Raw genomic sequence first — 26537 nt, 5'->3', positions numbered from 1 at the left:
CGGCGGGGAACAAGATGGACATAATCGGCATCGGCATTGACATGATCGAAGTACCGCGCATAAAAGAGGCGGTAGAGCATACCGAGGATTTCATTAAAAAGATATTCGACGATCGCGAGCTGAGGCTATCGGAACGCGGCGTGCTGCTTTATGAAGAACTAGCCGGTCGGTTCGCGGTTAAAGAGGCCGTTCTGAAGGCGATAAAGACCGGATGGCGGCGCGGTATCCAGTTCAAGGAGATAACGGTCCTGAACGAAAAGACCGGCGCGCCGTATGTTGTTTTGAGCGGCAAAGCCAAAGAGGTCGCGGACGCGCTTGGCGTGAAGGAGATCTTTGTCAGCATCAGCCATACCAAGGAGCTCGCGATCGGGATGGTCATACTGGTAAGGGGTGATAAATGAAAAAGATCGTATTCATGTTTGACGGACAAGGCGCTTTCAAACCGGGCGTGGGTAAGGACTTGTATCACCGATACGCGTCGGCCAAGAAACTGATCGACAATGCCGGCGCCGTGCTCGGGTTCGACCTGGTAAAACATCTCTGGGGCGAAGAAGCGGCCAAAACCAGCGGCCAGACCAGCATTGCCCAGCCCGCGATCAGCGCGGTCTCGCTGGCGTACGCGCAGGTCTTGAAAGACCTGGGCGTGGAAGGTGAAATAAGCCTTGGCCACAGCCTGGGCGAAGCAACCGCGATCGTTTACTGCGGGGCATTGCCGTTCGATGAAGGTATCGGGATGATCCAAAAACGCGGCTTGCTCATGGAAAAAGGCGGTAAGGATGGCGGCATGATGGCGGTCATCAATATTGATACCGCCATGCTCGAAAAAGAGTGCGCACGCGTGAGCGAGGAAACGAAACAGCCGGTGGTCGTTGCCAATATAAATGCGCCCAACCAGGTCGTGATCTCGGGTTCAATGGAAAGCATAAAGTTGATCGCGCAGTTCGCCGCTCAGAATCACGGCCGCGGCATACCGCTCGATGTCGGAGGCGCCTGGCACAGCCCGTACCTGAATTCTGCCTCGCATGAATTCACGGGGTTCCTTGATACGCTGAAATTCGGCAAGACCACGGCCAGACTGTACTCGGTGGTGGAGCATAAGGTCCAGACCAGCGGCGCGGAGATCCGCGAATCGTTTAAAAAGCAGATGCTGTCCCAGGTCAACTGGGTAAAGGCGGTCGAAAGCCTCAAGGGATTAGGGTATACTACCATCCTTGAGATCGGGCCGAGTAAAATATTGAAAGACCTGATCGCCAAGATCGATCCCGGCATCCGGGTCGAATCGGTTGCGCTCTTCACCGAGCTGGAGACTTTTATAAAAAATCTTTAGATATAATAACATAATCACTTAATAACTAATATCATAAAGTGGAAGGGAGAAACAATGAATTATCTTAAGCTGTTTGTGAACGCCAGTGTATTGCTGGTCGTTATTTCCAGTCTGCCGGGGTGCTCGAAGAACGAAACAGTTATTCCTGAAAAAGGAGTGCCGTTCACGGATTCCCTTTACAGTACCACGATCGTACGGATCACGGACAAAGAGACAGACGGGTATTCCGGCCCCGGGATCCAGAACGAGTATGCCCGAAACGACGCGTATAATTACGATGATTCGCGCATAATGATGCGGGGGAATAGCGGGACCTGGTATGTCTACGATGCCTCCAATTACCAGCTGTTGAGCGATGTCAGCAGCGTCGCTAACCAGGAGCCAGAGCCGCGCTGGGACGCGGCTGACCCCGATATTTTTTACTACGTGAACCAGGCCCGGTTGATGAGTTATGACATCGGCACTGGTTCGTCCGCGACGATCCATGATTTCAGCGGGGACATTGCCAATGCCAGCTATATAAGGAACCGCGGCGAAGGCGACGCCTCGCTGGACAGCCGTCACTGGTGCTTCATGGTCGAAGATTCGTCATGGAACCTGATATCGGTGATCGTTTACGATAAACAGACCGACAGCATTGTCGGACAGAAAACGAGTTTCTCCGAGGGTCTGGACTGGGTGAGCATGGACATGTCCGGGAACCACGCGATCGTCGGGTATGAAAGCCAGACCGCGGAAGTTTTTTCTCTGGATTTAAACGCCTCCGTGGTTCTGCCCGAGCGGGCGAACGGCCACATGGACCTGGCGCTTGATGCCGGTGGCAACGACGTCATGGTCTACCAGAATACCGCGACCGACTGGATCGCGATGGCCGACCTCGCGACCGGGACCGAAATACCGCTGGTGCAGATCCCGTTCGATATCAATACCGATATCGGTCTGCATTTTTCCGGCAACTGCGATGCCACACCCGGCTGGGTCCTGGTTTCGACCTATGGCGCCAAGAACCCGCCCGCTGGCGAAGAGCATTCATGGATGGATAACCTGCTGTTCATGGTCGAGCTCAAGGCTAACCCGCGCGTCATCAAACTTGCCTATACGAATTGTTTTACCGCCCAGAACGCGGACGACGTGGAAAAGAACTATTTTGCCGAATGTTTTGCCAGCATTAACCGCGCCGGCACCAAGGTGATCTTCGGCTCTAACTGGGGGGATGTGTCGCAGGCAGAATATAGCGACGGCTACCAGCTGACCATGCCGTCGGGCTGGAACCAATAGGATCTTCAGAAGGCGCCGGCTAACAGTCGCGCTACCGAATATAAGTTTTATGCTGGTTAAAAGTGCAGGCGCCGGCTATTTCAATTTAAATTTTATATTAGTGCCCAGCCATACCCTCACCGGCCTGTTGTTCTGAATGGCAGGTGAAAATTTCCAGTCCAGGACGCATTTAACCGCGGCGGTGTCGAGCTGCGGAAAACCCGAGCTCTTCAGTACCGCCACGCGCATGACCGAACCGTCAAGATCGAGGAGCATTTTGACGAACGTCGTTCCTTCCATGCCGACTTTCCTGGCGATCTCCGGATATTCTGCCGGTTTCTGGACGACCGGTTTTGGCGGAATGTCATATGGAACATACTCGCCGATATCCGGGATATCATCCTTGACTTTGATCACTACCTGACCGTTGTCAACTTTTGCGGTTAAGTCGTTTATACTGGAGCCGACAATGTCAGTTTGATCAGGCGATGTTTCCACAAGCGCGTCAGCATCTGGTACCGGCACGGGATTACCCCGGACTACGGGCGCTGGGGATTTGGGAACCAGGGCGTTGATATTATCATCAGGTAGAATTGACCGTGGTGGATCTAATTTATAGTACGGTATTTCAATGACGATCGGGCCATTGTCCTTACCGGTTATTCTTTTCAGCTCATCAAGGCGCCATTCCTGGTATTTGACGTAGCCGAAGATCCCCAGTATCAGAACCAGCAACGCGAAGTTCGTGAGGTAATAAGCGAGCCGAAGATTAACCTGATAGAAGCGCAGTATCGGGCTGCGCCCGCCCAAGGAGGGTAGGGCTATTTGGTGAGTTATGTTATTCATGATTGCCCTTCCTTTCAGCTAGCCCTTTGAGGCCCTGCTACTTTATATACATTGAGGAGTGTCTTTTTATTCCCGAATTGAGCGAAAAAAAACACCAAAATTAGGGGCAGGCGTTAACCGTTAACCATATTGAGTTCTCTTATATTACGTGAATGATTGTTTACCGACTGCTTTGTAGACGGCTGGTGCTGAGATATGGAACAGCCGCCCGATGGTCCGTAATGATAAATGATATTCATTGATCAGGATATCATAAACCTGTCTGCGTAATTGCCGATCATCTTTATTGGTCGGATTGACCAGGCGTTTCATGTCGATATCATACTGCGCGCTGATTGCCTTAAGCAAATCCTGTAGGTCGCCCTTAAACGACGGTTTTGCAGAGGTACCCATTTCCGTCTCTTTATCAATACGAGTGGCAATTCGTTTAATAAAAGTATGATCACCAATTATCGGCGTTGTTTTTTTACCCCAATCAACCGGTCCGTCATCACCGTCTATGATAAAATCTGCATATCGTCGAAAGATCAAAACCTTGCTTTTCCTATCCTTAGTACTTCCGAACTGCTCCCAGATTACGCCTGGCTGCAGAAAATTCAAAGGCTGTAAACCGATGTAAGCCCGATAGCTTGTCCAAGGGTAATTTTTAGGATCTTTCACAAGCCGGGCCGCTACCGCTTGGCGGTGAATATATCTTGATAACCATAAACCATATGGATTAGCCTGTACGATTTTATTGTTGTATCGCTCGCCAAAAACATGCCCAACCCGTTTGATGGTCTTGTTGAAATATTGCGCGTACTCGCCATGCAGACTGTTCATGAAACGTGAAATTTCTTCATGATTATCATGCACAAAGAGATGCACGTGCCAGTCCATCAAGGCATAAGCTATAATGTCCAGATCATAATGCACACTATATCGAGCTAATAAGTTCAGATACTTTTGATAATGATCATCATTAGTGAAAATCAGATGCCGGTCATTGCTCCAGGCATAGATATGATGATAGACTCCCCTTCCTTTCAGACGCGGTCTTTTTGCCACGGATCAGTATATACAAAAAATAGTCATAGTCAAGTATATGGTTAACAGTTAACGCCTGCCCCCATTCAGATTTGGAAAAAAATGCATCGCGCAATTTATAGCGTGTTCGTGGTCTTCCAATTCTCGGCGAATCCGATCCGCCGGCCCGGCGACGGGTGTGAATACTTGTACCATTCCACCAGGCGGTTCGGGTAGGCAATGATCAGCTGCTCGTTGCAGAATTTCGCCATGAGGCTGATGAACGCGTCCGCGTTCCTGGTCAAAACGAGCGCGCCCAGATCGCTGCGTCTTTCGTAATATCGCGAGATCCCCGAACCCAGTGGTTTGACCGCGGCTGAAAGCACCACGAATATCACCGCGAACAGCGGAAAGGCGGCGATCTCGGAAACGTCACCGAATCCAGCCCAACGGTATACGTATGGATAGATGCGTGAAAATACAAAGAACATGCCGATCGAGATCAGCGCCTGCCACAGGATCAGCCACCAGATGTGAGATTCTCTATAGTGAGTGATTTCATGGGCAACGGTGGCGACGACCTCATTCTCGGTGTACTTCTGCATGAGCGTATCGCCGATCAAGATCCTTTTGGTGTTGCCCAGGCCGACCACGGCCGCATTCGCCTTAGTGGATTTGCTGCTCAGGTTTATACTGTAGATACCCTTTAATTTCACCGATGCCTGATCACAGAGAGCGGTGATCCGTTCTTTTAGCGATTCGTTCTCGATCGCGGTTGTTTTGTAAAAGAGCGGGAGGAGTACGACCGGGAACAGGTTCGCGAGGATGACGCTGAAAAGGATCATGATCAAGGAGAGCCAGAGCCACCAGAGCAGCGGCGTATGATAGGTGACGACGTAGACCGTCTCGAATACCAAAGTTCCCAGCAGCAGCCCGACCAACAGGGATTTAATGTAGTCGGTCAACCACTGCGCGAAGTTCTGGGTAGAAAACCCGTATTTATGTTCTGTCGCATGCTCGGAAAGATAACTGAAGGGAAACGACAAGATCGTGTAGGCGATATAGAAGAATGCAAAATACACCAATGCCAGGACAAAACGGCTGGATACCAAAACTGCGAGCCGAGCGACGAGATCCCTGGATATGTTGAAATACAGGAGTACGAACAGGAAACATGCGGAAACGATCTGCGAGGGGATACTGATCTTGAGGTTCGCCCGCTTGTATTTTTTTGCCAGTCCTTGCTTATCCTGGTCGATCAGCGGATGCACAGGGCGTTTCAGGCGGCAGCCTTAAATGCTTCCCCTCCCTTGATGGGAGGGAGTAAGGGGGAGGGTGTTATTCATATGATAAAATTCCCCCTCACCTATGTCCTCTCCCACAAGGGGAGAGGTTTCATATTTAATATTGATACTTATTTCTTAGTCGGCGCCTGGATCGCCCTTAAAAGTTTAGATTTCATCCGGCCGGCGGTCTTTTTATTGATGATGCTGTCCTGCACCAACTTGTCGATCTGCGATTGAAGCGGCCGGTACAATTTCATTGCTTCGGTCTTGGATTTTGCTTTTTTTAACTTCTTGACCGAAAGTCTCAACTTCTGCTTCTTCGCAGTATTGGCCGCGTGCCGGCGGCGCGCCTGCCTGATATTCTTAAGGACACTCTTTGAACGTTTTTTGATTGCCATGGGATATTATATATGAAAATGATTAAAAGTCAAGACGCCGACTAACAGTCGCGTTACCGATTAAGAGTGTTATATTGGTCAAAAGTAAAGACGCCGACAGCTTTACTTCCTTGCTGCCGGCGTCTTTTTTATCGTTAGCCGTTCGCGTGCGGTAGCTTCGGTATCCTGGCTACTCGAGTTTGAACTTAACCGGCGCGCCCAGCCATACCCGGACCGGCTTTTTGTTCTGTATCGCCGGCGAGAATTTCCAGTCGGACACGCAAACCACGGCCGCGGTATCGAGCTGAGGGAAACCGGAGCTTTTCAGGATCACGACGCGCATTATCGTCCCGTCAAGATCAAGGAGCATTTTGACGAAGACCGTGCCTTCCATTCCTACCTTCTTGGCGATCTCCGGATAGATCGGCCGCCTTTGGACAATAGCCTTGGGCGGGATATCGACCGGCACGTAGGCGTTGATGTCCGGGATGCCTTCATCGACCTTGATCTCGGTTGCCATGCCGCTTTCCCCGCCGGTTCCCGCATCGAGTGCGCTGGTGCCGGATATCATGGATTGATCCGGCGATGTTTCCATCACCGCCTCTGCATCAGGCACCGGTTTGGGCACGCCGACGACCGGAGCTGCTGGCCGTGCGCCGGCAGCTGCCTGCGGCGCGCCGGCCGCGTCGGCGCCCTGAATGGACGGCGGCGGACCGAGCTGCGCATAGGTCAGGGAGATGATCTTCTTGCCGGAGTCAGTCATGCCTTTCCTCTTAAACTCCTCGAGACGCCATGCCTGATACCTGATGTAACCAAAGATCAAGAGGATCAAAGCCAGGAGTCCGAAGTTGGTCAGGTAATAAGCCAACTTCAGGTTCCGCTGGTAGAACGTCAGGATCGGGCTTCTTTTACCCAAAGAAGGTAATGCGATTTGAGCAGTTATGGGGTTCATGATTACTTACCTCCCTTCGGTTTCGTGGTTGGGATCTCTTCAATATGGGGAACAATACTGAAACGAGCCATCTTTGCCTGCTGCACCTGGTCCATCACCCTGACCATCTGCTGGTAAAAGGATTTTTGATGGACATCGATGAGCACAACAAGCTTGGATACTCTTTTCTTGATGAACCGTTCCAGACTGTCGCGTAACCGGCCGGGTTTCAGTTGATCGTACTGCTGCAGGAATTCCTTACCCATGTACTGTTTTTCCACGTTCTTGCGTTCTTCCGCGAGCAGGTACGGCTTGATCGAATCCATGGCGATAGGCACCGGTGTCGAGTCCGATAGCTGCCGGCTGGTTTCACCCAGGGAATCGATGTAAAGGATGATAACGTTCGATTGCGCCGTGGGCACCGTGCCTTTGGGTGGCAGCGATACCTCGATCGCCTGCGGTTCCCTGAACACCGTCGTCGTCATGAAGAAGATCACCAGGAGGAAGGCGATGTCGACCATGGGCGTCAGGTCGTTGATAATGCGCCCTCTTCGTTTTTTCCCGCCTCGGGAAGCGCCTTCAACTTGCGACATGTTAGCCTCCTTTTTTCTCCTTGGCGACGAACATCTCGGCACCGCTCGCTTCGAGCATGGTCATCAGGCTGAAACGCAGCATGTTGACGCGCGGGTCCTGGAGCATGTCCATGAGCCTTAAGATCACGCCGGATTCGACCTTCTGGTCGGCTTTGATGATGAGCCTTAACCGCGGATTGCGAATACGTTCGTCCACGATCGCGATCGGGAGAACGTCCAAGTTTATGGGTTGCGACGATTCGCGACCCAGGTTCCACCATACCATCAGGCTATCGGCACGCGCCTTGCGTTGATCCTCGGTGAGGGTTGCCGCCTCAGCCAGCGCCGCCTGGATCTTTTCCAGCGTTTTCATCTCATGGGCGGCTTCTTCGATCGCCTGGGTTCGCTTCAACCCTCTGCCGCCCTGGTCTTCAGGCAGCTGGTAGCGCGAGACCGAAGAAACGAAATCCGTGGGATTGACGCTGTCCGACAGCGAGATCGCCCTGAAGGGCGGTAGTATGGTTATGATCATAACATCGGATTCAGGCACTTTGAAAGGCGAACGTGATAGTGGGAGGTCAACGGTAACTGTTTCCGGCGGGCGGGCGTGATATGTGCTCATGAAGAATATGACCAGCAAAAAGCCGATATCCACCATTGGTGTCATGTCGATGCCGATGTTGACGCGCAGTCTTTTCTTACGTATTGCCATGATTGGCCTCCACCATTACTTTTTCTCGGACATCCTTTCAAAAACATCAACGGTATCGTAGACCAATTCATTGATCTCGTAGGTGAACCGGTCGACACGGTTGACAAAATAGTTGTTGGCGATGATACCGATGATCGCGTTGCCCAGTCCGCCCGCAGTGTTAAAGAGCGCTTCCGAAATACCGGTGGCGAGCATGATCGCGTCCGGGGCGCCGGCGTGAGCCATGGCCTGGAACGCGCGGATCATGCCGATCGTCGTACCAAGAAGACCGATCATGGTCGCGATGGACGCGATCGTGGTAATGGCAATAAGGTTCCTTTCCAGAAGCGGTGTTTCACGGGACACGGCTTCTTCAAAGATCCGCCGTATTTCGAGCGGTGTCTTCAGGATGACTGCTTTGTCGCCCGAACCGCGGACCACCTGCTGAATGGCGCCTTTGAGGATCGTGGCCGCCGAACCGCCCTGGGCATCGCAGTCAACGATCGCGGCGTCAAAGCTCTTGTCGCCGATGTGATGCATGTAACTGCGGGTGAATTCCTGCATTGAACCTTTGCCTTTGGACCGGCTGAGCGTGAAGAACCGTTCCACGATGTAGGTGATGAGGAGGATGAAGACGAAGATCAAGGCACCGACCAGGGGTCCGCCGGCGCGCACAAAATCAGGCAGAACCTGGAAGATGATAAATGTAATGATCAGGTTGCAGATGTAGAGAAGCAAGGTGAGCAATCCGACTTTTTTAACAAACGCAAGAGCAATACCGATACCGATAGCCAGTGCAGCGGGGATACCGAGTGACAGGATTAATTTTGCGGCTACTGGCGCATTGCGCAGTCCTTCAAAAGCTCCAGACATTCTTACCTCCTTTTTGGATTGGTTTCAGTTCGAGCGCACATTTCAACCACCAAGGTCATCATTGCGATCATGGCTGCAGAGAATCGCCTGACGTGTATATTTCATCGTCAATGTAATCATTGTAATCTTCGACCGGTGGCCGCGCGACTGCTGCGAGATCTCTCAATGCTTTTTTGGCATCCTTGTTTCCGGGATCCAATTTCAGAACTTTATTAAATTCGGCCCGGGCTTTGGCCTTGAGATTTTGATAGGCATAGATCCCGCCCAGCCACAGATGTGCCTGGGTATGATTGGGTTGGATCTTAATGCCTTTTTCCAGGTCGGCCCGCGCCTTATCGTATTTATTGAGCTGAATATAGGCAAGAGCCCGGTTGATATAGGCTCCGGCGGCAAGGGAATCGAGCTCAATTTTTTTAGTGAACATTATGACTGCCGAGTCATATTTTGCGATCTGGTAATAAGCAAGACCAAGCGTGAACGACAGGGTCGAGAGCTTGGACGGATCCAGGCCCAGGACCCGGTTATAGGCGTCGATGGCAAGCTGGGCAGAATCTTTTGTGAGCGCGTACATTTTTGCCAGCTCCATCCAGATGTTCATGTCATCGGGTGCCCGGTCCAGAATTTTCTTCAGGACCTCCTTGTTTTCCAGGAACCGCTTGGAGCGGTTGTACAGAAAACTCATGACCCGCAGCGCGTTAGTGCTGGTATCTCCATAGGCGATAGCGTACTGCATGTATTTGATGGCGTTATCGTAATCCTTGGTGCGTTCATAGATCTCGGCGATCTTGGAGTACCCCTTGGGATCGCGCGGCGCCAGGGTTATGTATTTACCCAGTTCGGTGATCGCTTTGTCATATTCCTTTTTTTCGATCCACACCAGGCCCAGCTGCATGTATGTTTGGGCGTATCTGGGATTTATGACTTTCGCTTTTTCGTACTGGGCGATCGCCTGGTCGGTCTGCCGGAGATACTTGTAATAGTTGCCCATCCCCACGATCGCCGGGACGAACGCGGTGTCCTGTTCCAGTGCCGTGGTGTACTCATTCTGCGCCAACCCGGCGCTGCCGCTTCTCTGCAGGTATGCGTCGCCCAGCAGGGTATGGAGCTCAGGGTTTTTAGGCAGCAGTTCCAGGGCTAGCTGGTACTCGATGATCGCCTCCTGTCCCATGCCGCACATCTGGTACGAATTACCAAGGGTGATGTGGACCTTGAGTTCGTTGTAACCGTATTTGGAGGCATTCTGGAGGTAAGGGACCGCGTTCCCGCAGTCGTATTTTTTGTACAGCGTAAGTCCCATTTCGAAATTCGCTTCCGCGTGCTTTGGCTTTGCTTTCAGGGCTTCCTGGAACTGGCTGATGGCTTCTTCGTATTTGCCGGAATCTCTGAGCGCGATGCCGTGTTTTACTAGCTTATCCACGGACACGGAACAGCCGAAGCCCAAAAGCAGGACAACGGCTAAAGCGGTTCTTTTCATTTAAGCCTCCAATCAATAGCTATAATATAATACAAAGAAAACGTATTAAATATTCCATGTTTTTCTTTAAATTGCCGTGAAATTTCGTTGATTTTCAAGGTCATAGGCTGTCACCCGTGTCGTATTTGACAGGAATGGTTATCGGCACCAATCCATTGGCGGCGATAGTTCTCTGGCCCGGATTGGCTATAATATATGTGATAAAGCCGGAAGCAAGCCCTTTGGGTTCATTGGCCGTATACAGATACACGAAACGGCTGAACGGGTATGTCCCGTCGTGCACAGTATACTCGTCGGGAAGGACTGGGTCGGACTTGGCATCGCGGCGGATCGCCAGTGCCTTGAGCCTTGTTTCTTCGATCAGCGGGCTCCAGGTCCGGTACAATCGCGCCATTGAGATCATGCTGACCGCGCCTTTTTCCTCATACATCGCGCGTACGAGCGCCTCCGTGTATTCGAAACGCCGGCTTTGCCGTGCATAACTTTCGCCGCCCAGTATGCTGTCCTGGAAATAATTGAATGTTCCGGCGGTTTCGTTCCAGATGCATACACGAACCGGCCAGTTCGGTCCCTTGACCGCTGACCAGTTGGTGATCTTGCCGGTAAAGATCTTTTTTACCTGGTCGATTGTCAAGTTGCTTATCGGGTTCACCGGGTTAACCACGATCGCAATGCCGTCCTTGGCGATCTTGTATTCATTAACAACGAACATGCCCTTCTTGGCGCGGTCCATTTCGTCGGCCGTGATGGCGCGCGTGGTATAAGCGATCTGCGCCGAGTCAATGAAAATGGACATCAGCGCATAGTTGGACCCGCCGTCCAGGACCAGGATCTTCGCTTTTGCGTAGAGGTCCATGAACGCGTACGCCTCGTCCATCATCATGGGCAAGAGCTCTTCCTCGCCCTTGACGGTGATGTATCCGGCGACCGCGGATTCCTTGGTTTCGCTGCAGGTGACACTTAAGGCGCATAATACCGCGATAAATGCCGCCAGAAGACCGCGGCGCGACCCGGTTCGTGAGATAGTACTGAAAGATGATCTCATGAAAATAATTCCATCGTAATTATATATTTTTTATATTAAAAGTCAAGGGTCGTCCTGTCCTATGCCCGGCGTTAAGGCCCGTTACCATTGCCGGGATCGCGCAGTTCCTTGCGGAGGAGCCAGGTAAACACGATGAATCGGTACACGGCGTAAGCGAACAAAAGGATGCTGAACAGCCGGACATTGAAAAAAGTCACGAGCCGGCCCGACCAGAAGAACAACGTGACGCTCAACGCCAGGAACATGAGCCCGGAAAAAAAGTGATAGACGAGCCGGCGCTGAACCATGATCCGTTTAAGGATCTCGATTATCGGCATCTTACTTGCGTTCCATAGATCGGTTTATCATCATATCCCTGGTTTACAAAGGGAAACATTATATTACTTTTTACAGCCGTGTCAATGAGCAGTCGCTCAGCTGTTTTTTGTATTGACATTCTTTAATGGCTGATTATAATAAATACTGATTTATGAACATTGAAACACTAACCCTGTTAACAATATTCGTCCCCATCATCGGCTCGCTTACCATCCCCTTCGCTTCATTGATATCAAAATCATTCCGGTCCCTGTGGTCGGTCCTGATCGCGCTGGCGACGGCGCTCTTCCCGCTGCTGCTGATCCCGTTCGCGCTCAGCGGCGGCGAGCTGGTCATCCACCGGTCATTGGTCCTGGGCCTGGATTTCACGATCATCATTGATTCCCTGGCCATTTTAATGTCGATCGTTTCGTCTTCGATCGGCGCCCTGATCGTGATCTATTCCATCGGCTACGTGAGCCATGACGATGCCCAGAACGAATACTATCTGATGGTCCTATTGTTCGTCGGCGCGATGATGGGGCTCGTATTCTCGGCCAATTTAGTCTTCATGTACCTGTTCTGGGAAATAACCGCCATCTGCAGCTGGCGTCTGATCGGTTTTTACCGTTTGAAAGAACACATCATCAAGGCCGACAAGTCATTCCTTGTGACCTTCTTCGGCGCAGTCGTCATGCTGCTGGGTTTTATTCTGATCTACAGCCAGACCAAGACCTTTGACCTTACGCTCATGCGCGGGGTCGCGATCCCGGGGATTGCCGTGCTTTGCATCCTCATCGGGATGTTCTCGAAATCGGCCAGCGTGCCCTTGCATACCTGGCTGCCCGATGCCGGTATCGCGCCCTCGACCGTCACGTCGCTGCTGCACGCCGCCGTGCTGGTAAAGATCGGCGTGTACGCCTATGCCCGGCTCTTCTGCTACACATTCCAGCTGCCGGCCGGATGGCTGCAGGCGATCCCGTGGATCGTCGCGATCTCGAGTTTGGTGGCGGCGGGCGCGGCGATCGTGGAGCACGATATGAAAAGGATCCTCGCCTATTCGACCGTGAGCCAGCTGGGCTATATTTTCCTGGGGCTGTCGTGCAATAACCAGCTCGGAGTCAGCGGCGCACTGGCGTTCTTGCTCATGCACGGCCTGGCCAAGGCCGGTCTGTTCCTGTGCGCGGGCGTCGTTGAGCATACGGCCCACAAGCGCGATATCCGGGAACTCGGCGGTCTGATCAAAGCCATGCCTTTGACCGCGACCGCTTTTATTTTCTGCGCATTATCCGTTATCGGGATCCCGCCGTTCGGCGGATTTTTCTCCAAACTCATGGTCATCATGGGGACGGTCGACGCCCATAAGATCCCGATCGCGGCGCTGGCATTGTTCACCGCGGTCATGACCATGTTCTACCTTTTCCGGCTCTTCCATGGTATATTCCTGGGTGAGCCGAAGCCGGGCATTGGTAATAATAAGGAAGGAACCAATTCCATGCTGTTCGTCGTCGTGACCCTCGCCGTGCTGTCACTGCTGGCCGGCATCTTCATCGCGTATCCAATGAAGATCGTGTCGATGGCGACCATTCAGATACTGAGGTGGGTGCAATGAGCGAGAGTTCATTACTGCTACCGATTCTGATCCCCGCGGCCGTGGCGCTGCTGGTCTTTTTAATCCCCAGGAACGTGAAACTGGTGCGGGAAGTCCTGACGATCGTGGGCGCACTCGTGGTCTTTTATGTCGCCTGCGTGCTGTTCAAGGTAAAAGACCTGGAGTTCACGGTTCCCTGGGTGGACGACGGGATCGGTTTTGACCTGCGGCTTTATCATTTCAGCAGCTTTATCCTGCTCGCGATCAACAGCTTTCTGTTGCTGGTCACGGTCTATTCGTCGTTGAAAATGGCGGGCCACGCGCGGATCCGCGAATATTACACTTATCTTTTCCTCACCGCGGCCCTGGCCAACGGCGCGGTCCTAGCCGATAATTTCATTGTCCTCATATTTTTCTGGGAAGGCCTGCTCGTGACCTTGTACGGTCTGATCACGCTCGGCGGCAAGGAGGCGTACAAGACCGCCGTGAAGAGTTTCATCATCGTGGGGTTGACCGATTTTTGCCTGATCTTGGGTGTTTCAATCCTCTGGTACCTTACCCGGACCGTCAGGATGTCACAGCTTCATATCGAGCCCGTCGGCCTAGCCGCCGCGAGTTTTATCCTGATGATGATCGGCGCCCTGGGCAAGGGCGGGTCCATGCCGTTCCATACCTGGATCCCCGACGCCGCGCTGGACGCGCCCGTGACGGTCATGGCGTTCCTGCCCGGCGCGCTGGAAAAACTATTGGGCATTTACCTGCTGACACGCGTCTCGCTCGATTTCTTCGTGCTTAAGGCGAACAGTGCCCTGTGCGTCGTGATGATGACGATCGGCGCCGTGACCATTGTCTTGGCCGTGCTCATGGCGTTGATCCAGAAAGATTTCAAGAAATTGCTGTCGTTCCACGCGATCAGCCAGTTCGGTTACATGGTGCTCGGCGTGGGTACCGGCATACCGATCGGTATCGCCGGCGGCATCTTCCACATGCTTAACAATGCCATATACAAGAGCGGTCTGTTCATGTGCGCCGGTTCGGTCGAGCATCGGACCGGGACCACGGAAATGAAAAAGCTCGGCGGTCTGCGCCAGGACATGCCCATCACGGCCATCGGCTACCTCGTGCTCGCCGCGGCGATCTCCGGGATCTGGCCGCTCAACGGGTTCGTCTCGAAAGAGATGATCTTCCACGGTTCCTTTGAGACCGGTTTCAAGATTTTCACCATCGCGGCATGGGTCGGCGCGATCTTCACTTTCGCGTCGTTCCTTAAAGCCGGGCACTCGATTTTCCTGGGGCCTCGGTCGAGCGAAATAAAGGAAGTGAAAGAGAGCGAAAGCCCGTACCTGATTCCGATCCTGATCCTGGCTGTACTGTCCATTCTCTTTGGCGTATACAACGCCCTGCCGCTCAAACTTTTCATCCAACCGATCCTTGAAGGCCACGTGAGCGCGGGAGAGCATATTGAATTTTCATCGCATGCACTCAGCCTGGCGTCCCCGATCGCCCTTATCTCGATGGGATGCCTCCTGATCGCGCTCGGGCTGCATTTCTACGGCTGGAACCGGGGCGGAAAAAAGGCGTACCTGGCCTCGGAACCGATCCACAAGCTGCCCGTGTTGAAAACACTGTATGACTGGTCTGAAGCCCGCGTCTTCGATATCTATGAACAGGGCGTCAAATTCCTGCGCCTGCTGGCAAAAGGGCTGTATTACAGCCTTGACCGGACGTTCGATTATTTCCTTGAAAAGATCGTCACTTTTACGGGCCAGGTCTTCACCCGGCTCCTGCAGTACGCGCACAACGGCCACTACGCGAACTACCTGGCGTGGTGCATTGCCGGCCTGGTCGCGATCGTGTGGGCGATCAGCGCCCTGCTGAGATGAAAATGGGGAGACCAGAATGATCGTTTTATTTATCGTGGTGCCATTGGTGGTTGCCAGCTTGCTGCCGCTGATCGGCAAGATATCGCGCCGGTTCCTGCCGGACCTGCTCGCGAACCTGACCATGGTCTTTCTCCTCGGCTACGCGCTGACATCGGGCCGGCAGCTGGTGGCCGCGGGTTCCGCGGTGCACCGCATATTCTTTATGGACCAGCCGGTCAATATCGTCCTGGCGCTTGACGCGTTCAGCCTTTTCATGATCGTGACCATTGCTCTGGTGAGCTTGTGCGTGACGCTGTTCTCCATTGATTACATGGAGCATTACGGCGCCAAGGCGAATTATTACGCGCTCCTCCTTATTATGATCGCCGGCATGAACGGGCTGGTGCTGACCAACGACCTTTTCACCATCTACCTTTTCCTGGAGGTCGCGGCGGTCGCCTCTTACGGGCTGGTCGCTTTCGGCTTAGGTCATGACGAACTCGAGGCATCGTTCAAGTACCTAATGCTTTCTTCGGTCACCTCGGCTTTTATCCTGGTCTCGATCGCGGTCATCTTCGGTTTCACCGGCCGGGTCGACATCAGCGGCGTCGCGGCGGGGTTTGCGGACCTGAAGGCTAAATACGCGGTTGGGTTCTGCACGGCGCTTTTCCTCGCTGGGTTCGGCCTGAAAGCGGCGATCGTGCCGTTCCACGCGTGGCTGCCCGACGCGCATCCTTCGGCGCCCGCGCCGATCTCGGCGATGCTGTCCGGCCTGCTCATCAAGGTCTCCGGGATATATGCAATGACCAGGATATTCTTTAACGTGTTCGGTTTCAATGCGGCATTGTCCCAGGTAATGCTGTACCTCGGAACGATTTCGATCCTTGCCGGCGCCCTGCTCGCCCTGGGGCAGAACGATCTCAAGCGCATGCTCGCTTACTCTTCGATCAGTCAGATCGGCTACATCGTCCTGGGGCTTGGCCTGGGGACGCCGCTCGGGATCCTGGGCGCGTTGTTCCACGTGCTCAACCACGCGGTCGCCAAGTCATTGTTGTTCTTGAATTCGGGGTCGGTCCAGCAAGCCACCGGCACCAGGGCGCTGGACGCCATGGGCGGCCTGGGGAAACGCATGCCCTTTACCGCAGCCACGACCGTCATCGGCTCGCTGAGCATTGCCGGCGTGCCGCCCCTGGGAGGGTTCTGGTCCAAGCTTATTATCGTCATCGCGCTGGTCGAGGCACGGCAGTACGGATTCGCGGTGATCGCGGTCCTGGCAGGCATCCTGACATTATGGTATTACCTGCTGATCCAGCGCCGCGCGTTCTTCGGCAAGCTCAACGAAACCTGGCAGAATGTCAAGGAAGCCCCGTTCTGGATGACGTTCTCGACCGTGATCCTGGGGTTGCTGTGCATCGCGATCGGGGTCTTCTTCCCGCTGGTGATGAAAACCTGGATCCAGCCCGCGGCCGCGGTTTTGAGCGCGGGGATCATCAATGCCCTGCACGGGATGGGGTTTTAGGAGACGATGATGCATATCGCACTGCTTGCCGGCCTGGTGGTCTTTTCCGTCGTTGCGGTCTTGCTGAGGGACCTACTCAAAGCCGCGATCAGCCTGGCCGTGGCCAGTATTTTCCTGGCCGTCGTATTTTTCACTTTCAACGCACCGTACATCGGCGTCTTCGAGATCTCAGTGGTCGCCGGTCTGATCACGGTGCTGTTCGTTTCCACGATCGCGCTCACCAAGGACTCCGGCGACGTGAAGGAAAGCAAGCTGCCGGTGATCATTTTCCCGCTGTTTTTTGCCGCTTTCCTGATCGTCGACTTTTTGGTCATGAGATCGCTAATTGGCAGATTGATCAGTATCCCGGGTGCCGCCGAGCAGCGGACGTTCGGGGACGTTTTCTGGTACCAGCGGACGTTCGACCTGGTCGCGCAGATCGGCGTCATATTTGCCGGCGTTTTTTCCGTCCTCGCGCTCTTCCGGAAGTCGGGGAGGAAAGATGAATAGCGCCTGGTACCTGGATATGAGCTTCGTGGCCGTGCTGCTGTTCATCGGCATCTATTGCCTGCTCACCATGAAGAATCTGATCAAGCTTTTCATCGGCATCGAGGTGATCGCCAAGGGCATCACGCTGGCGCTGATGGCGACCGGCTGGGCAAGACAGAGCGTCCTGTTCGCGCAGAGCCTCGCCATCACCTTCATTGTCGTGGAGGTGAGCGTCGTGGCGACCGCGCTGGCGATCATCATCAATATCTACAAGCATACGGGCAGTCTTGATATCAGGAAACTGACAAAACTGAAAGGATAATGCATGATCCAGAGCGCCATTGAATTTCTCATTTCCCCGCCGGTCGCGTTTGTCGTTTTCCTGCTGTTCTTTTACCTGCTTTACTATATCGGCAGCCTCATGGCGCCGAAACTGAAAAATGTCGGCGGTAAGCTGACCTCGTACGCGTGCGGCGAGGATGTCCCGGGTGTGAAGGTGCAGTTCGGTTACCGGCTGTTCTTCTTCATCGCCCTGTTCTTCACCATGATGCACGTGGCCGCCCTGGTCGTGGCCACGCTGCCGACCGGCCCGATCGTCATCTTCGGCCTGTTCTACCTGGGGATGATCTTCCTTTCGGTTCTGGCGTTGATCACAAGGAGTTAAGATGCTGCAAAGATTAGTGCGCTGGTCACGGATTAAATCGCCCTGGATCCTGCATTTGAACACGGGCGCCTGCAACGCGTGCGATATCGAGATCCTCGCGGCTTTGATGCCGCGGTTCGACCTGGAACGGTTCGGCGTGCTTCTCAAAGCCACGCCGCGTCATGCCGACGTTATTATCGCCACGGGGCCGGCGACGCTTCAGACCAGGGACCGGGTGATCAGGATCTACGAGCAGACGCCGGATCCGAAGTTCGTCGTGGCCGTGGGCGCATGCGCATGTTCCGGGTGCGTGTACCGGGGCGCGTACAGCATGCTGGGCGGCATTGACCAGATTATACCGGTCAACGCCTATATCCCGGGATGCCCGGTGCGGCCCGACGCGGTCATTGACGGCGTGGCCAAATTGTTAGGTTCATTATGACAAGGATAATGTATGACGGACAATGAGATCGTATCCAGGGTTCAAAAAGACCTTGGCGGGAAGATCGGTGAGATCGCCAACCCGGCGCCGCGCCGGATCTTTGTCAGCGTGGATGCGACGAACCTGATCGATGGACTGAAATACCTGAAAGACCAGCTTGAATTCGCGCACTTATCGACGATCACGGGCATTGACAAGGGTGAAGTGTTCGAGATCCTTTATCACCTGGCGAATCCTTTTACATGTTTGACCGTGCGGACGACCATACCGCGCAACTATCCCCATATCCCGACGATCACCGGCGTCATACCCGGTGCGATCCTGTACGAACGCGAGTTGCAGGACATGTTCGGCATAGTGGTCGAGCAGATCCCTGACCCGCGTCCCCTGGTGCTGCCCGACAACTGGCCGGCCGGTGTATACCCGCTGCGCAAGGACTGGAAATTCGAGCGGCCTCCCGAGAAGATACCGGGGGGTGGATGATGGCGGAATTTAAGGTCCCGATCGGCCCGCAGCATCCGGCGCTTAAGGAGCCGATCAGCCTGCGCATGACGTTCGAAGGCGAGATCATCAAGGACGCCGACGTGCGCCTGGGGTATAACCACCGCGGCATTGAAAAGCTTGCCGAACAAAAGACATTTATCCATAACCTTTATCTCACGGAACGGATCTGCGGTATCTGCTCGCATTCGCACACGACCTGTTATGCCCAGGGTGTCGAGAAGCTCATGGGCATTGAACCGCCCAAGCGCGGGCTTTATATCCGGACCCTGATCGCGGAACTGGAAAGGGTCCACAGCCACCTGTTGTGGTTGGGCGTGGCCGGTCACGAGGCGGGGTTCGACAGTTTTTTCATGTACACCTGGCGCGACCGCGAAGTGGTCATGGATATTCTGGAGATCATTTCCGGCAACCGCGTGCACTACGCGATGAACGCTTTAGGCGGCGTGCGCAGGGATATTGACGAAGTGCAAAGAAAAAAGATCCTCGATTCCCTTGACCTGCTCATCAAAAGGACCGGGTACTACGCCAATATCGGTACCAACGAGCCGACATTCGTCGCCCGTCTGGCAAACGTCGGCGTGCTGTCCAAGCAGCAGGCGATCGACCTCTGCGCGGTCGGTCCCACGATGCGCGCATCCGATATCTCCAGGGACGTGCGCAAGGATGACCCCTATGCCGCCTACGCGGAATTGCCATTTGAAGTTTGTACCGCCGCTACCTGCGACGTGCTGGGCAGGACGATCGTTCGGGTCAAAGAACTCTTCGAGTGTTACAAGATGATAGAATTCATGCTCAAGAACCTGCCGGCCGGAGAGATCCGGGTCAAGGCGCCCCGCAGGGTCAAGGAAGCTGAGGTCGTGAGCCGGTACGAGGCACCGCGCGGAGAGAACATTCATTATATCAAGAGCAACGGGACGGATAAGCCCGAACGGCTTAAGGTGCGCGCGCCCACGCTCGCGAACTATCCGGCGACGCTCGTGATGCTGAAGAACGGTTATATTGCCGATATTCCCTTGATCTTTGCCGCCATCGATCCCTGCATCTGCTGCGCCGAGCGGCTGGTGGAAATGACCGACGCGCGCTCGGGCGAGACGCACGTCGTGACCATGGACGAACTGAGGAAACGGTCGGTCGAGCATTACAGGAAGGTTGGGATCAGCCGAAAGGACGCGGTATGGCAGTTGTAAAAACGCTTCTGTACCTGCTGGTTTATCCGGGATTGCTATTTTTGTTCTTTTATTCCACATTCGCCGAGTGGTTCGACCGCAAGATATATGCCCGGATGCAGAACCGGATCGGTCCCTTGCATACCGGACGTTCCGGTTTATTGCAGCCCATCGCTGATTTTATTAAACTTATGGCCAAAGAAGATATCGTACCGGAAAAAGCCGACAAGGGGATGTTCTCGGCGCTGCCCGTTTTCGCCCTCGCGATCGTCTGTACGGCCGCCATGTACATTCCGTTATGGCATTACCAGGCCAGCAAGGTGACCTTTAATTCATTCCCCGGCGACCTGATCGTGGTCGTGTACCTGCTGAGCCTGCCGACGTTGATCTTCTTCCTTGCCGGCTGGCATTCCAGCAACTTTTTCTCGACGATCGGCGGGTTCAGAGTGCTCACCATGCTGTTCGGATACGAGGTCCCGTTGATGCTGGCGGTCTTGAGCCCCGCGATCCTGGCCGGATCGTGGCGGCTCGTCGAGATCGCCCAGTTCTACCAGGGAAGACCCTTGCTGCTCCTGCCGAATATCCTGGGGTTCGTGATCGCGCTTATCTGCCTTCAGGCCAAGCTTGAAAGGGTGCCGTTCGACATTCCCCATGCCGAGACCGAGATCGTCGGCGGGACATTCACCGAGTATTCGGGCAAAAAACTGGCATTCTTCAGGCTCCTGTCCGATATTGAAATGGTGGTCGGCGCCGGTCTGATCGCCGCGGTTTTCATGGGTGGTTTTCCCGGCGGCTTGATCTGGGGGTTCATTTATTTCATTATAAAGACGCTTATCGTGATCTTCCTGCTCGCGGCATTGCGGGCGGCGACCGGAAGGATAAGGATCGACCAGATGGTCCATTTCTCATGGCATTACCTGGCGCCCCTAGCAGTCCTGCAGCTGTTGATAACCATTATCATCAAAGGATTCCTGCTGTGAAGATACTGCCTTTCCTGCCGGAATTGATCAGGCATATCTTCAAGAAACCGGCGACCGTAAAATATCCATTCGAAAAACTTGCCGTGCCCAAGCGATTCCGAGGCACGCCGATATTGATACCGGCGCGCTGCACCGCCTGCAAGATCTGCCAGCTTGACTGCCCGGCCGAAGCGATCGAGATCGTGCCGGTGGCCGAGGCGGAAAAGAAATTCAAGATGACGATCCATAATGACCGCTGCGTTCATTGCGAACAATGCGTGGAGTCGTGCCCCTTTAACGCGATGACCATGAATCAGGAATTCGAACTGGCGGTGTTTGACCGCCGCAAGCTGAAGATGGAATATGTATATACTAAAGCCGCGCCGGTACCTAAGCCCAAGACCGAAACAACTCCTTCGTAGAGTATTTTAGATGTTGTTTTCATAAACGCTATGGTAGATAATCATTTTTGCAAACCTGAAGGGTTGCCCTACATACATAATGGTGATTTTATCGTAGGGCGAGGTCCTGATCCTGCGCAGCGGGACTTTAGCCTTGCGTAAAAAAGTCAAAGCATCATGTCCTGGTCGTCCGAACTTAGAAAATTTCTGAAAAACAAGACGCGGCTTTTGATCCTGGGGGTCGGCAATATGCAGAAAGGCGATGACGCGGCCGGCGCGCTCTGCGCCGAGCGGATCGGCCGTCAGCTCAAGAAAAAACGCCGAGCCGGCGTCACGGTCATCAATGCCGGCGAAGTTCCCGAGAATTATACCGGTGTGATCAGGAAATTCAAGCCCACCCACATGGTTATCATCGATGCCTGCTATTTTGGCAAAAAAGCCGGGGCGATCCATGTCATCGATCCCCGGTCGATCGCCGACGGCGATGTATCCACGCACCGTATGCCGCTTTCTATGCTGGTCCGTTTCCTTGAAGAAACGATCGGGGGTAAGGCCATGGTCATCGGCATTGAACCAAAAACCGTTGATCCCAACGCGCCCCTTTCCCCGGCCGTGAGCCGGGCCATCGAAGCACTGGGCAGTACGCTTGAAAGGTTGATCTATGGGAGCTGAACACCGCGTCGCGCGCGTGCGGGAAGAATTCCAAAAGCGGTTTTCATCAGCCCATATCGTGCGGTTTTTCGAATCGCCCGGTCAGGTGAACCTGCTGGGCGACCATATGGACTACAACGGCGGGTTCGTGCTGTCTTGTTGCATTGACCGTTCCGTGATCGCCGGCATACAGCCGAACGATAAGGCACTATTGCGCCTGTATTCTATCAATCATGACGCGGCTTGCGAATGTCCGGTCGAAAGCATTGCGAACCGGTCTGAACAAGGATGGGCTAATCGCCCGCTTGGCATTGCCTGGGCATTGGGGAAAAAGGGCATTGCCCTGTCCGGTTTTGACCTTACTTTTGAAAGTGATATCCCGTCAGAAAACAGCCTTGCGTCACCAGCCGCGTTTGAAACCATAGCGGCTATGGCGCTCGCGGTATCTCTCCATCAAAGTCTTGACCTGAACACGCTCGCTTTAGTGTGCGCGTATGCCGAGAACGAATTTCTAAAAGTGCAGCGCGGGATCACGGATCAATTCGCGATCGCGCACGGCAATAAAGGAAAGGCGGTTTTTCTGGACTGCCGGAGCCTGAAGCACGAGCTCATCGCGTTTGAAGATCCGGATGTATCACTCGCGATCTGTTGCCCCGCCGTGAAAAACGATCTTACCGATCCCGTGTATAATGCCCGGCGCAGCGAATGCGAGGAGGGCGTCAGGCAGCTCATCAATTACGTCGGGTTCATCCGGAAACTGCGCGACATCAGCGTCGAGCAGTTCGAAACGCTCAAGTACCACCTTCCCGAGAAGATCATGAAACGCTGCAGTCACGTGATATACGAGAACATAAGGGTTCTGCAAGCCCAGGAATTCTTACGAAAAAAAAGGTTCAGGGAGCTGGGAAAGCTCATGAACGAATCCCACCGTTCACTCAAGAACCTGTACGAGGTGAGCACGCCGGAACTCGATTTCCTGACAGATACCGCCGGGACAATCGAGGGCGTATATGGTTCAAGGATGACCGGTACCGGACCCGGCGCCAGCGTCGTGACCCTGCTAGAAAAGAAGTGCATGGTCGAATTTGAAAAACGTATCACCGAAAAATACCGGGAAAAATTCGCTGACTCCCTGAACGTTTTCGCTTCCGGGTCAGCCGATGGTGTTCACGAAATAACATCCTAAAAGGACCGGGCACGGTGCGTTACAGCCAGCACTCGGGCGGATCGATCCAGGACGCGATCGCGATCACGGGCGCAAGGACGCACCAGGAAAGCGTAATGGCTGAATATGATTATATCAAGCGGCTCTGCGTGGGGCAGAAAAAGGATTTTGTGATAAAAGGACAGGAAGAACTAAGGGTTAGCACCAAATACTATGATGTTTTCAAGATCGGCTTTTCCGACGGCAGCGAAGGGATCATTTTTTTCGACATCACGGAAGCGCACGATAAGTTCGTGATCTATCCGCAGTAATCAGAAAATGCAAATCCCCCTCTTATCCTCCTTTATTTATTTATTATAAAGGGGGAAGCAGGGGGATTGTTTTTTTCTTTTTATCTAACTAACGGTTGCTCCACAGACCCATGATATTGCCTGATGGGTCGGTAAAGAGCGCGTAATTACCGCTTTGGTCCTGCAAAAGGGTCTTTCCCTTCACGATCTTGCCACCAGCATCTTCGACTTCCCTCAAATTCCGGTCAATATCAGCGACCTCGATGTAAAGGACCACGCCATCGGTGCTCGGCTTGCTTTCCGTCGTGAACCCGCCGCTGTTCTTTTCCGGGGTCGAGAATATCAGATAACCCGGCATGCCTTCGACTATCTTCCAGCCGAAGATCTTATAGTAAAATTCCTTGGATCTTTTTGCGTCCGTCGTGGGGATCTCAATGTGGCAAAATCCGTGCATGCAGCCTCCTGTTAAGGTGGGTCGGCATTGCCATTATTCTATTTATTTTTTTCCAAATGTCAAGAAGTGAAACACAAAAAAGATGAGATTGCTTCCCCTCGTACCTCGGGACTCCAGTATCTAGTCTTTTAAAGTTGCGCACAAAGAGGGCTCGCAATGACAGAATTGACGAATAGGAATTTGGAAATTTGTCATTTGATATTCATTTGTAATTTAAAATTTGATATTTAGAATTTTTATTTTAACTTTTTAACCTTTTTTTCTATCATCCCTTTGATCTTTTCAAACGACGGCGGCGGACCGGTGCGGACCTTCTTGCCGTCGATGTAAAGCGCGTCGGTTATGCCCCATTCATTAAAGTTTTTCGAGTCCAGCGTGTCGATCGTCTCGAACTTCACTTTTTCGCCGAACTCTAAAGCGGCGCGCCGGGCCCGCTCAAAGACCATGTTCTGCGCCGGGCACCAGCCGTTCTTGAACGCGGTCACGCAGACCCTTGTTTTATCAGTGCAACCGGGTTTTTTCTTTTGCCGGTTCCATTTTGGCGGCCGGGCGTCAGGTGTGAACGGTTTCCAGAGCAAAGCTGATATGCCGTCGCGGTCAACCTGTTTGTATCCGTGCTTCTTGAACCACGAAGCTTTCATCCAGAATGGCAGGATAACGCCCCAGGCCGCGATCCCTTTTGCGCCCAATGAACGCGCGTCCTGTTCCGCGGCTGTAAGCAGGGCTTTGCCCATGCCTTTTTTCTGAAAATTACCCCGTCCCTGTTTGTAGCCGTGCACGTGGATGCAGGCGATGAAGTACAGATCTTTGCCTTGAACAAAATGATTTTCACCGGGCAGGTATTGGATCATGCCGCCGATCACGCCGTTGTCATCGGTCGCGAACTTTACACATACACCCTTGTCCTTCATTTTCTTATACCATTGCGCCTTGTGATCGCCGGCTTCCTTTATTTCTTCGGACCAGTCCTCAAGGCAGACAAAATATAATTTTTTATTCTGCTCATCCAGATCAATGATCTTCATGATGTCTGTCTCTATTATTATGAAAGTGAATTATAACATCATGCCGGGTAGTTTGGGACTCATACAGTTATCTTTATAGGGTTTATTGTGATGTCCTCGTCAGGGATTGGTTCGTGATGCGCTTTTAGACTTTTAAGATAAAGTTTTACGGCTTCCTTGATGTTTTTAGTAGCCTCATCGTAGGTTTCGCCCTGTGAATGACAGCCTGGCAGAACAGGGCAAAAAACGTGATAGCCGCCATCCTCCTCTTTCTCAAAGATGACGGTGAAGTTATATATTCTTACGGCATTATTCTTTTCGTAGGTAATGGTTGGTTCTTTCACTTTTTTATGTGATTTGCTCGATTTCCTCATGAAATGATTATATATGGAAATTTTATCTTGTCAAATAGGATACGGGCTAATATGTAATTTGGCATTTGACATTCATTTGTCCGCCATATTGTGTGGCGGATTGGAATTTGGTATTTTAAATTCTAACGCCGTTAACGTTCCAACTCCAGTTGCAGCACCAGCGCAGCCGCGTATTTGTCCGCGTCCTGAGGGTACTTATACCCGAACCCTTGCGCCGTTTCCATTGCCACCCACCGGAACAATTCCATGGTGTTGACCAGGCCGCGCCAGATATCGGTCTCATTATAGTGCGCATAGATTTCGGAAAGTTCTTTCACGGCTTTGGGATCCGCCCATTCTTCTAAAAACCGTCCGGTTGTCCAGGTGTCATGTCTTTTGCCTTTCTTGACCCGGGCGTGCCATTCCAGCATGGTGACCAGCAGGTCTTTCATGTGGCAGTCACAGCATGACTTTGCCCGCCATGTTTCGCCGCGGCGCAGATGCTTGGCGACCCAGACCGAGCGAAACAGAAAGTTGTGGACGCAGCCGAGGAATTCCTCTTTTGGCGGCGCTTTATAAAAGATCTTCTTGATGCCCGACTTCACGTAGGTTTCGATCAGGCCGTCCTTGTCGAACAGGATCTTCACGCCCCGGGTCATGATATCATACATATCCTGAGGAGCCGTTCCATCCAGGATATTGCTGATCGATTCTAAGGGGAAGAAAGTAAAATCAACCTCCAGGCCGCCCTCGTACATGACCTGACGTTCCCAGTAGGTCCCTCCGGAAGCGCGTTCGACGAATGTCAGCAAAACCTTGCCGAATTTCTCGACCCACAAACCCGGGAAAATATATCCTTGAGGGTTGTCGGCGAAGATGATAAAATCAAGGTCTGCCCACTGGTCTGCCGGGTGGTCCTTGGAACGCGCGCGCGAACCAATGATGGCGCAGCATCGGATATTAGTTTCGCTTTTAGCCCATTTAAAGAACTGCTTTATGATCTGATCATAGGTCAGGTCAGCGTCGTCCATATGGATTTATTATATAAAATTAAGTACAAGAAGCAAGGAGCACACTTGATTTT

Annotated in this window: 32 protein-coding genes; 17 read left to right on the top strand and 15 right to left on the bottom strand. The window is 53.1% G+C overall.

The window, feature by feature from the left end:
* Positions 1 to 14 precede the first annotated feature (14 nt).
* From acpS to VF399_05570, 3 genes are read left to right on the top strand one after another with little or no spacing between them, the layout of a single operon-like run.
* Positions 15 to 401: a holo-ACP synthase gene (gene acpS, locus VF399_05580; GenBank protein ID HEX7319811.1), complete on the top strand. Its 387-nt coding sequence runs from the start codon at positions 15 to 17 to the stop codon at positions 399 to 401.
* On the top strand, positions 398 to 1327 hold the full coding sequence (locus VF399_05575; protein HEX7319810.1) for an ACP S-malonyltransferase: 930 nt from the start codon (positions 398 to 400) through the stop codon (positions 1325 to 1327). The genes acpS and VF399_05575 overlap by 4 nt, the downstream gene beginning before the upstream one ends.
* A 54-nt stretch (positions 1328 to 1381) precedes the next feature.
* Positions 1382 to 2605 carry a hypothetical protein gene (locus VF399_05570; protein HEX7319809.1) on the top strand — a complete coding sequence of 408 codons (1224 nt, stop codon included), beginning with the start codon at positions 1382 to 1384 and terminating at the stop codon, positions 2603 to 2605.
* Positions 2606 to 2680: 75 nt separating this feature from the next.
* Here the strand turns inward: VF399_05570 and VF399_05565 are convergent, their stop codons facing one another.
* From VF399_05565 to VF399_05515, 11 genes are all read right to left on the bottom strand, one after another.
* Positions 2681 to 3430, bottom strand: coding sequence for an energy transducer TonB (locus VF399_05565; GenBank protein ID HEX7319808.1), 750 nt, complete (start codon positions 3428 to 3430; stop codon positions 2681 to 2683).
* Between the two features lie 144 nt (positions 3431 to 3574).
* Positions 3575 to 4477, bottom strand: a complete 903-nt coding sequence (locus VF399_05560; GenBank protein ID HEX7319807.1) for a transposase — start codon at positions 4475 to 4477, stop codon at positions 3575 to 3577.
* Between the two features lie 95 nt (positions 4478 to 4572).
* Positions 4573 to 5706, bottom strand: a complete 1134-nt coding sequence (locus VF399_05555) for a M48 family metallopeptidase (protein HEX7319806.1) — start codon at positions 5704 to 5706, stop codon at positions 4573 to 4575.
* Between the two features lie 143 nt (positions 5707 to 5849).
* Positions 5850 to 6119 (bottom strand): 30S ribosomal protein S20, encoded by a 270-nt coding sequence (gene rpsT, locus VF399_05550; GenBank protein HEX7319805.1) that lies wholly within the window; start codon positions 6117 to 6119, stop codon positions 5850 to 5852.
* Positions 6120 to 6288: 169 nt separating this feature from the next.
* A complete protein-coding gene (locus VF399_05545) occupies positions 6289 to 7050 on the bottom strand; it encodes an energy transducer TonB (protein HEX7319804.1) in 762 nt (253 codons plus the stop codon).
* Positions 7051 to 7052: 2 nt separating this feature from the next.
* On the bottom strand, positions 7053 to 7622 hold the full coding sequence (locus VF399_05540; protein HEX7319803.1) for a biopolymer transporter ExbD: 570 nt from the start codon (positions 7620 to 7622) through the stop codon (positions 7053 to 7055).
* A 1-nt stretch (position 7623) separates the two neighbouring features.
* Positions 7624 to 8313: a biopolymer transporter ExbD gene (locus VF399_05535; protein HEX7319802.1), complete on the bottom strand. Its 690-nt coding sequence runs from the start codon at positions 8311 to 8313 to the stop codon at positions 7624 to 7626.
* 15 nt (positions 8314 to 8328) lie between these two features.
* Positions 8329 to 9165 (bottom strand): MotA/TolQ/ExbB proton channel family protein, encoded by an 837-nt coding sequence (locus VF399_05530; protein ID HEX7319801.1) that lies wholly within the window; start codon positions 9163 to 9165, stop codon positions 8329 to 8331.
* A gap of 67 nt (positions 9166 to 9232) precedes the next feature.
* Complete coding sequence (locus VF399_05525; GenBank protein HEX7319800.1) at positions 9233 to 10639, bottom strand: tetratricopeptide repeat protein; 1407 nt, start codon at positions 10637 to 10639, stop codon at positions 9233 to 9235.
* A 100-nt stretch (positions 10640 to 10739) separates the two neighbouring features.
* A complete protein-coding gene (locus VF399_05520) occupies positions 10740 to 11684 on the bottom strand; it encodes a phosphate ABC transporter substrate-binding protein (protein HEX7319799.1) in 945 nt (314 codons plus the stop codon).
* Positions 11685 to 11755: 71 nt separating this feature from the next.
* Positions 11756 to 12001: a hypothetical protein gene (locus VF399_05515; protein HEX7319798.1), complete on the bottom strand. Its 246-nt coding sequence runs from the start codon at positions 11999 to 12001 to the stop codon at positions 11756 to 11758.
* 152 nt (positions 12002 to 12153) lie between these two features.
* Between VF399_05515 and VF399_05510 the strand changes: the two genes are divergently transcribed.
* The 14 genes from VF399_05510 to VF399_05445 all read left to right on the top strand — a co-directional run bounded on the left by VF399_05510 (position 12154) and on the right by VF399_05445 (position 23663).
* Positions 12154 to 13593, top strand: coding sequence for an NADH-quinone oxidoreductase subunit L (locus tag VF399_05510; GenBank protein ID HEX7319797.1), 1440 nt, complete (start codon positions 12154 to 12156; stop codon positions 13591 to 13593).
* Positions 13590 to 15455, top strand: a complete 1866-nt coding sequence (locus tag VF399_05505; protein HEX7319796.1) for a proton-conducting transporter membrane subunit — start codon at positions 13590 to 13592, stop codon at positions 15453 to 15455. Before VF399_05510 ends, VF399_05505 begins: the two co-directional genes overlap by 4 nt.
* Positions 15456 to 15471: 16 nt before the next feature.
* Entirely contained in the window at positions 15472 to 16953 is a 1482-nt protein-coding gene (locus tag VF399_05500; GenBank protein HEX7319795.1) for a proton-conducting transporter membrane subunit, read from the top strand.
* A 6-nt stretch (positions 16954 to 16959) separates the two neighbouring features.
* Positions 16960 to 17442 carry an NADH-quinone oxidoreductase subunit J gene (locus tag VF399_05495; protein ID HEX7319794.1) on the top strand — a complete coding sequence of 161 codons (483 nt, stop codon included), beginning with the start codon at positions 16960 to 16962 and terminating at the stop codon, positions 17440 to 17442.
* Complete coding sequence (locus VF399_05490) at positions 17435 to 17743, top strand: NADH-quinone oxidoreductase subunit K (GenBank protein ID HEX7319793.1); 309 nt, start codon at positions 17435 to 17437, stop codon at positions 17741 to 17743. Before VF399_05495 ends, VF399_05490 begins: the two co-directional genes overlap by 8 nt.
* A gap of 3 nt (positions 17744 to 17746) precedes the next feature.
* A complete protein-coding gene (locus tag VF399_05485; GenBank protein HEX7319792.1) occupies positions 17747 to 18085 on the top strand; it encodes a hypothetical protein in 339 nt (112 codons plus the stop codon).
* 1 nt (position 18086) lies between these two features.
* On the top strand, positions 18087 to 18506 hold the full coding sequence (locus VF399_05480; GenBank protein ID HEX7319791.1) for an NADH-quinone oxidoreductase subunit B family protein: 420 nt from the start codon (positions 18087 to 18089) through the stop codon (positions 18504 to 18506).
* Positions 18507 to 18518: 12 nt separating this feature from the next.
* Complete coding sequence (locus VF399_05475; GenBank protein ID HEX7319790.1) at positions 18519 to 18989, top strand: NADH-quinone oxidoreductase subunit C; 471 nt, start codon at positions 18519 to 18521, stop codon at positions 18987 to 18989.
* Positions 18986 to 20197, top strand: coding sequence for a nickel-dependent hydrogenase large subunit (locus VF399_05470; GenBank protein HEX7319789.1), 1212 nt, complete (start codon positions 18986 to 18988; stop codon positions 20195 to 20197). Before VF399_05475 ends, VF399_05470 begins: the two co-directional genes overlap by 4 nt.
* Complete coding sequence (locus VF399_05465) at positions 20185 to 21156, top strand: complex I subunit 1 family protein (protein ID HEX7319788.1); 972 nt, start codon at positions 20185 to 20187, stop codon at positions 21154 to 21156. The genes VF399_05470 and VF399_05465 overlap by 13 nt, the downstream gene beginning before the upstream one ends.
* Positions 21153 to 21557, top strand: a complete 405-nt coding sequence (locus VF399_05460) for a 4Fe-4S dicluster domain-containing protein (GenBank protein HEX7319787.1) — start codon at positions 21153 to 21155, stop codon at positions 21555 to 21557. Before VF399_05465 ends, VF399_05460 begins: the two co-directional genes overlap by 4 nt.
* 156 nt (positions 21558 to 21713) lie before the next feature.
* A complete protein-coding gene (gene hycI, locus VF399_05455) occupies positions 21714 to 22208 on the top strand; it encodes a hydrogenase maturation peptidase HycI (protein HEX7319786.1) in 495 nt (164 codons plus the stop codon).
* A complete protein-coding gene (galK, locus tag VF399_05450; GenBank protein ID HEX7319785.1) occupies positions 22198 to 23373 on the top strand; it encodes a galactokinase in 1176 nt (391 codons plus the stop codon). The genes hycI and galK overlap by 11 nt, the downstream gene beginning before the upstream one ends.
* Before the next feature lie 14 nt (positions 23374 to 23387).
* Positions 23388 to 23663, top strand: coding sequence for a hypothetical protein (locus VF399_05445; GenBank protein ID HEX7319784.1), 276 nt, complete (start codon positions 23388 to 23390; stop codon positions 23661 to 23663).
* An 88-nt stretch (positions 23664 to 23751) separates the two neighbouring features.
* Here VF399_05445 and VF399_05440 read toward each other — a convergent pair whose 3' ends face one another.
* From VF399_05440 to VF399_05425, 4 genes are all read right to left on the bottom strand, one after another.
* Positions 23752 to 24096 (bottom strand): VOC family protein, encoded by a 345-nt coding sequence (locus VF399_05440; protein HEX7319783.1) that lies wholly within the window; start codon positions 24094 to 24096, stop codon positions 23752 to 23754.
* 236 nt (positions 24097 to 24332) lie between these two features.
* Positions 24333 to 25121 carry a GNAT family N-acetyltransferase gene (locus VF399_05435; protein ID HEX7319782.1) on the bottom strand — a complete coding sequence of 263 codons (789 nt, stop codon included), beginning with the start codon at positions 25119 to 25121 and terminating at the stop codon, positions 24333 to 24335.
* A 59-nt stretch (positions 25122 to 25180) separates the two neighbouring features.
* Positions 25181 to 25474: a type II toxin-antitoxin system HicB family antitoxin gene (locus VF399_05430; protein ID HEX7319781.1), complete on the bottom strand. Its 294-nt coding sequence runs from the start codon at positions 25472 to 25474 to the stop codon at positions 25181 to 25183.
* Between the two features lie 131 nt (positions 25475 to 25605).
* Positions 25606 to 26484 (bottom strand): aminoglycoside 6-adenylyltransferase, encoded by an 879-nt coding sequence (locus tag VF399_05425; protein HEX7319780.1) that lies wholly within the window; start codon positions 26482 to 26484, stop codon positions 25606 to 25608.
* Positions 26485 to 26537 lie beyond the last annotated feature (53 nt).

The sequence above is a fragment of the bacterium genome, from assembly GCA_036382775.1.
GTDB lineage: Bacteria > Hydrothermota > Tepidihabitantia > SM23-42 > JAOAFX01 > DASVHD01.
Note: the sequence above shows the minus strand (reverse complement) of the source record. Positions and strands in the feature narration are given on the sequence as shown.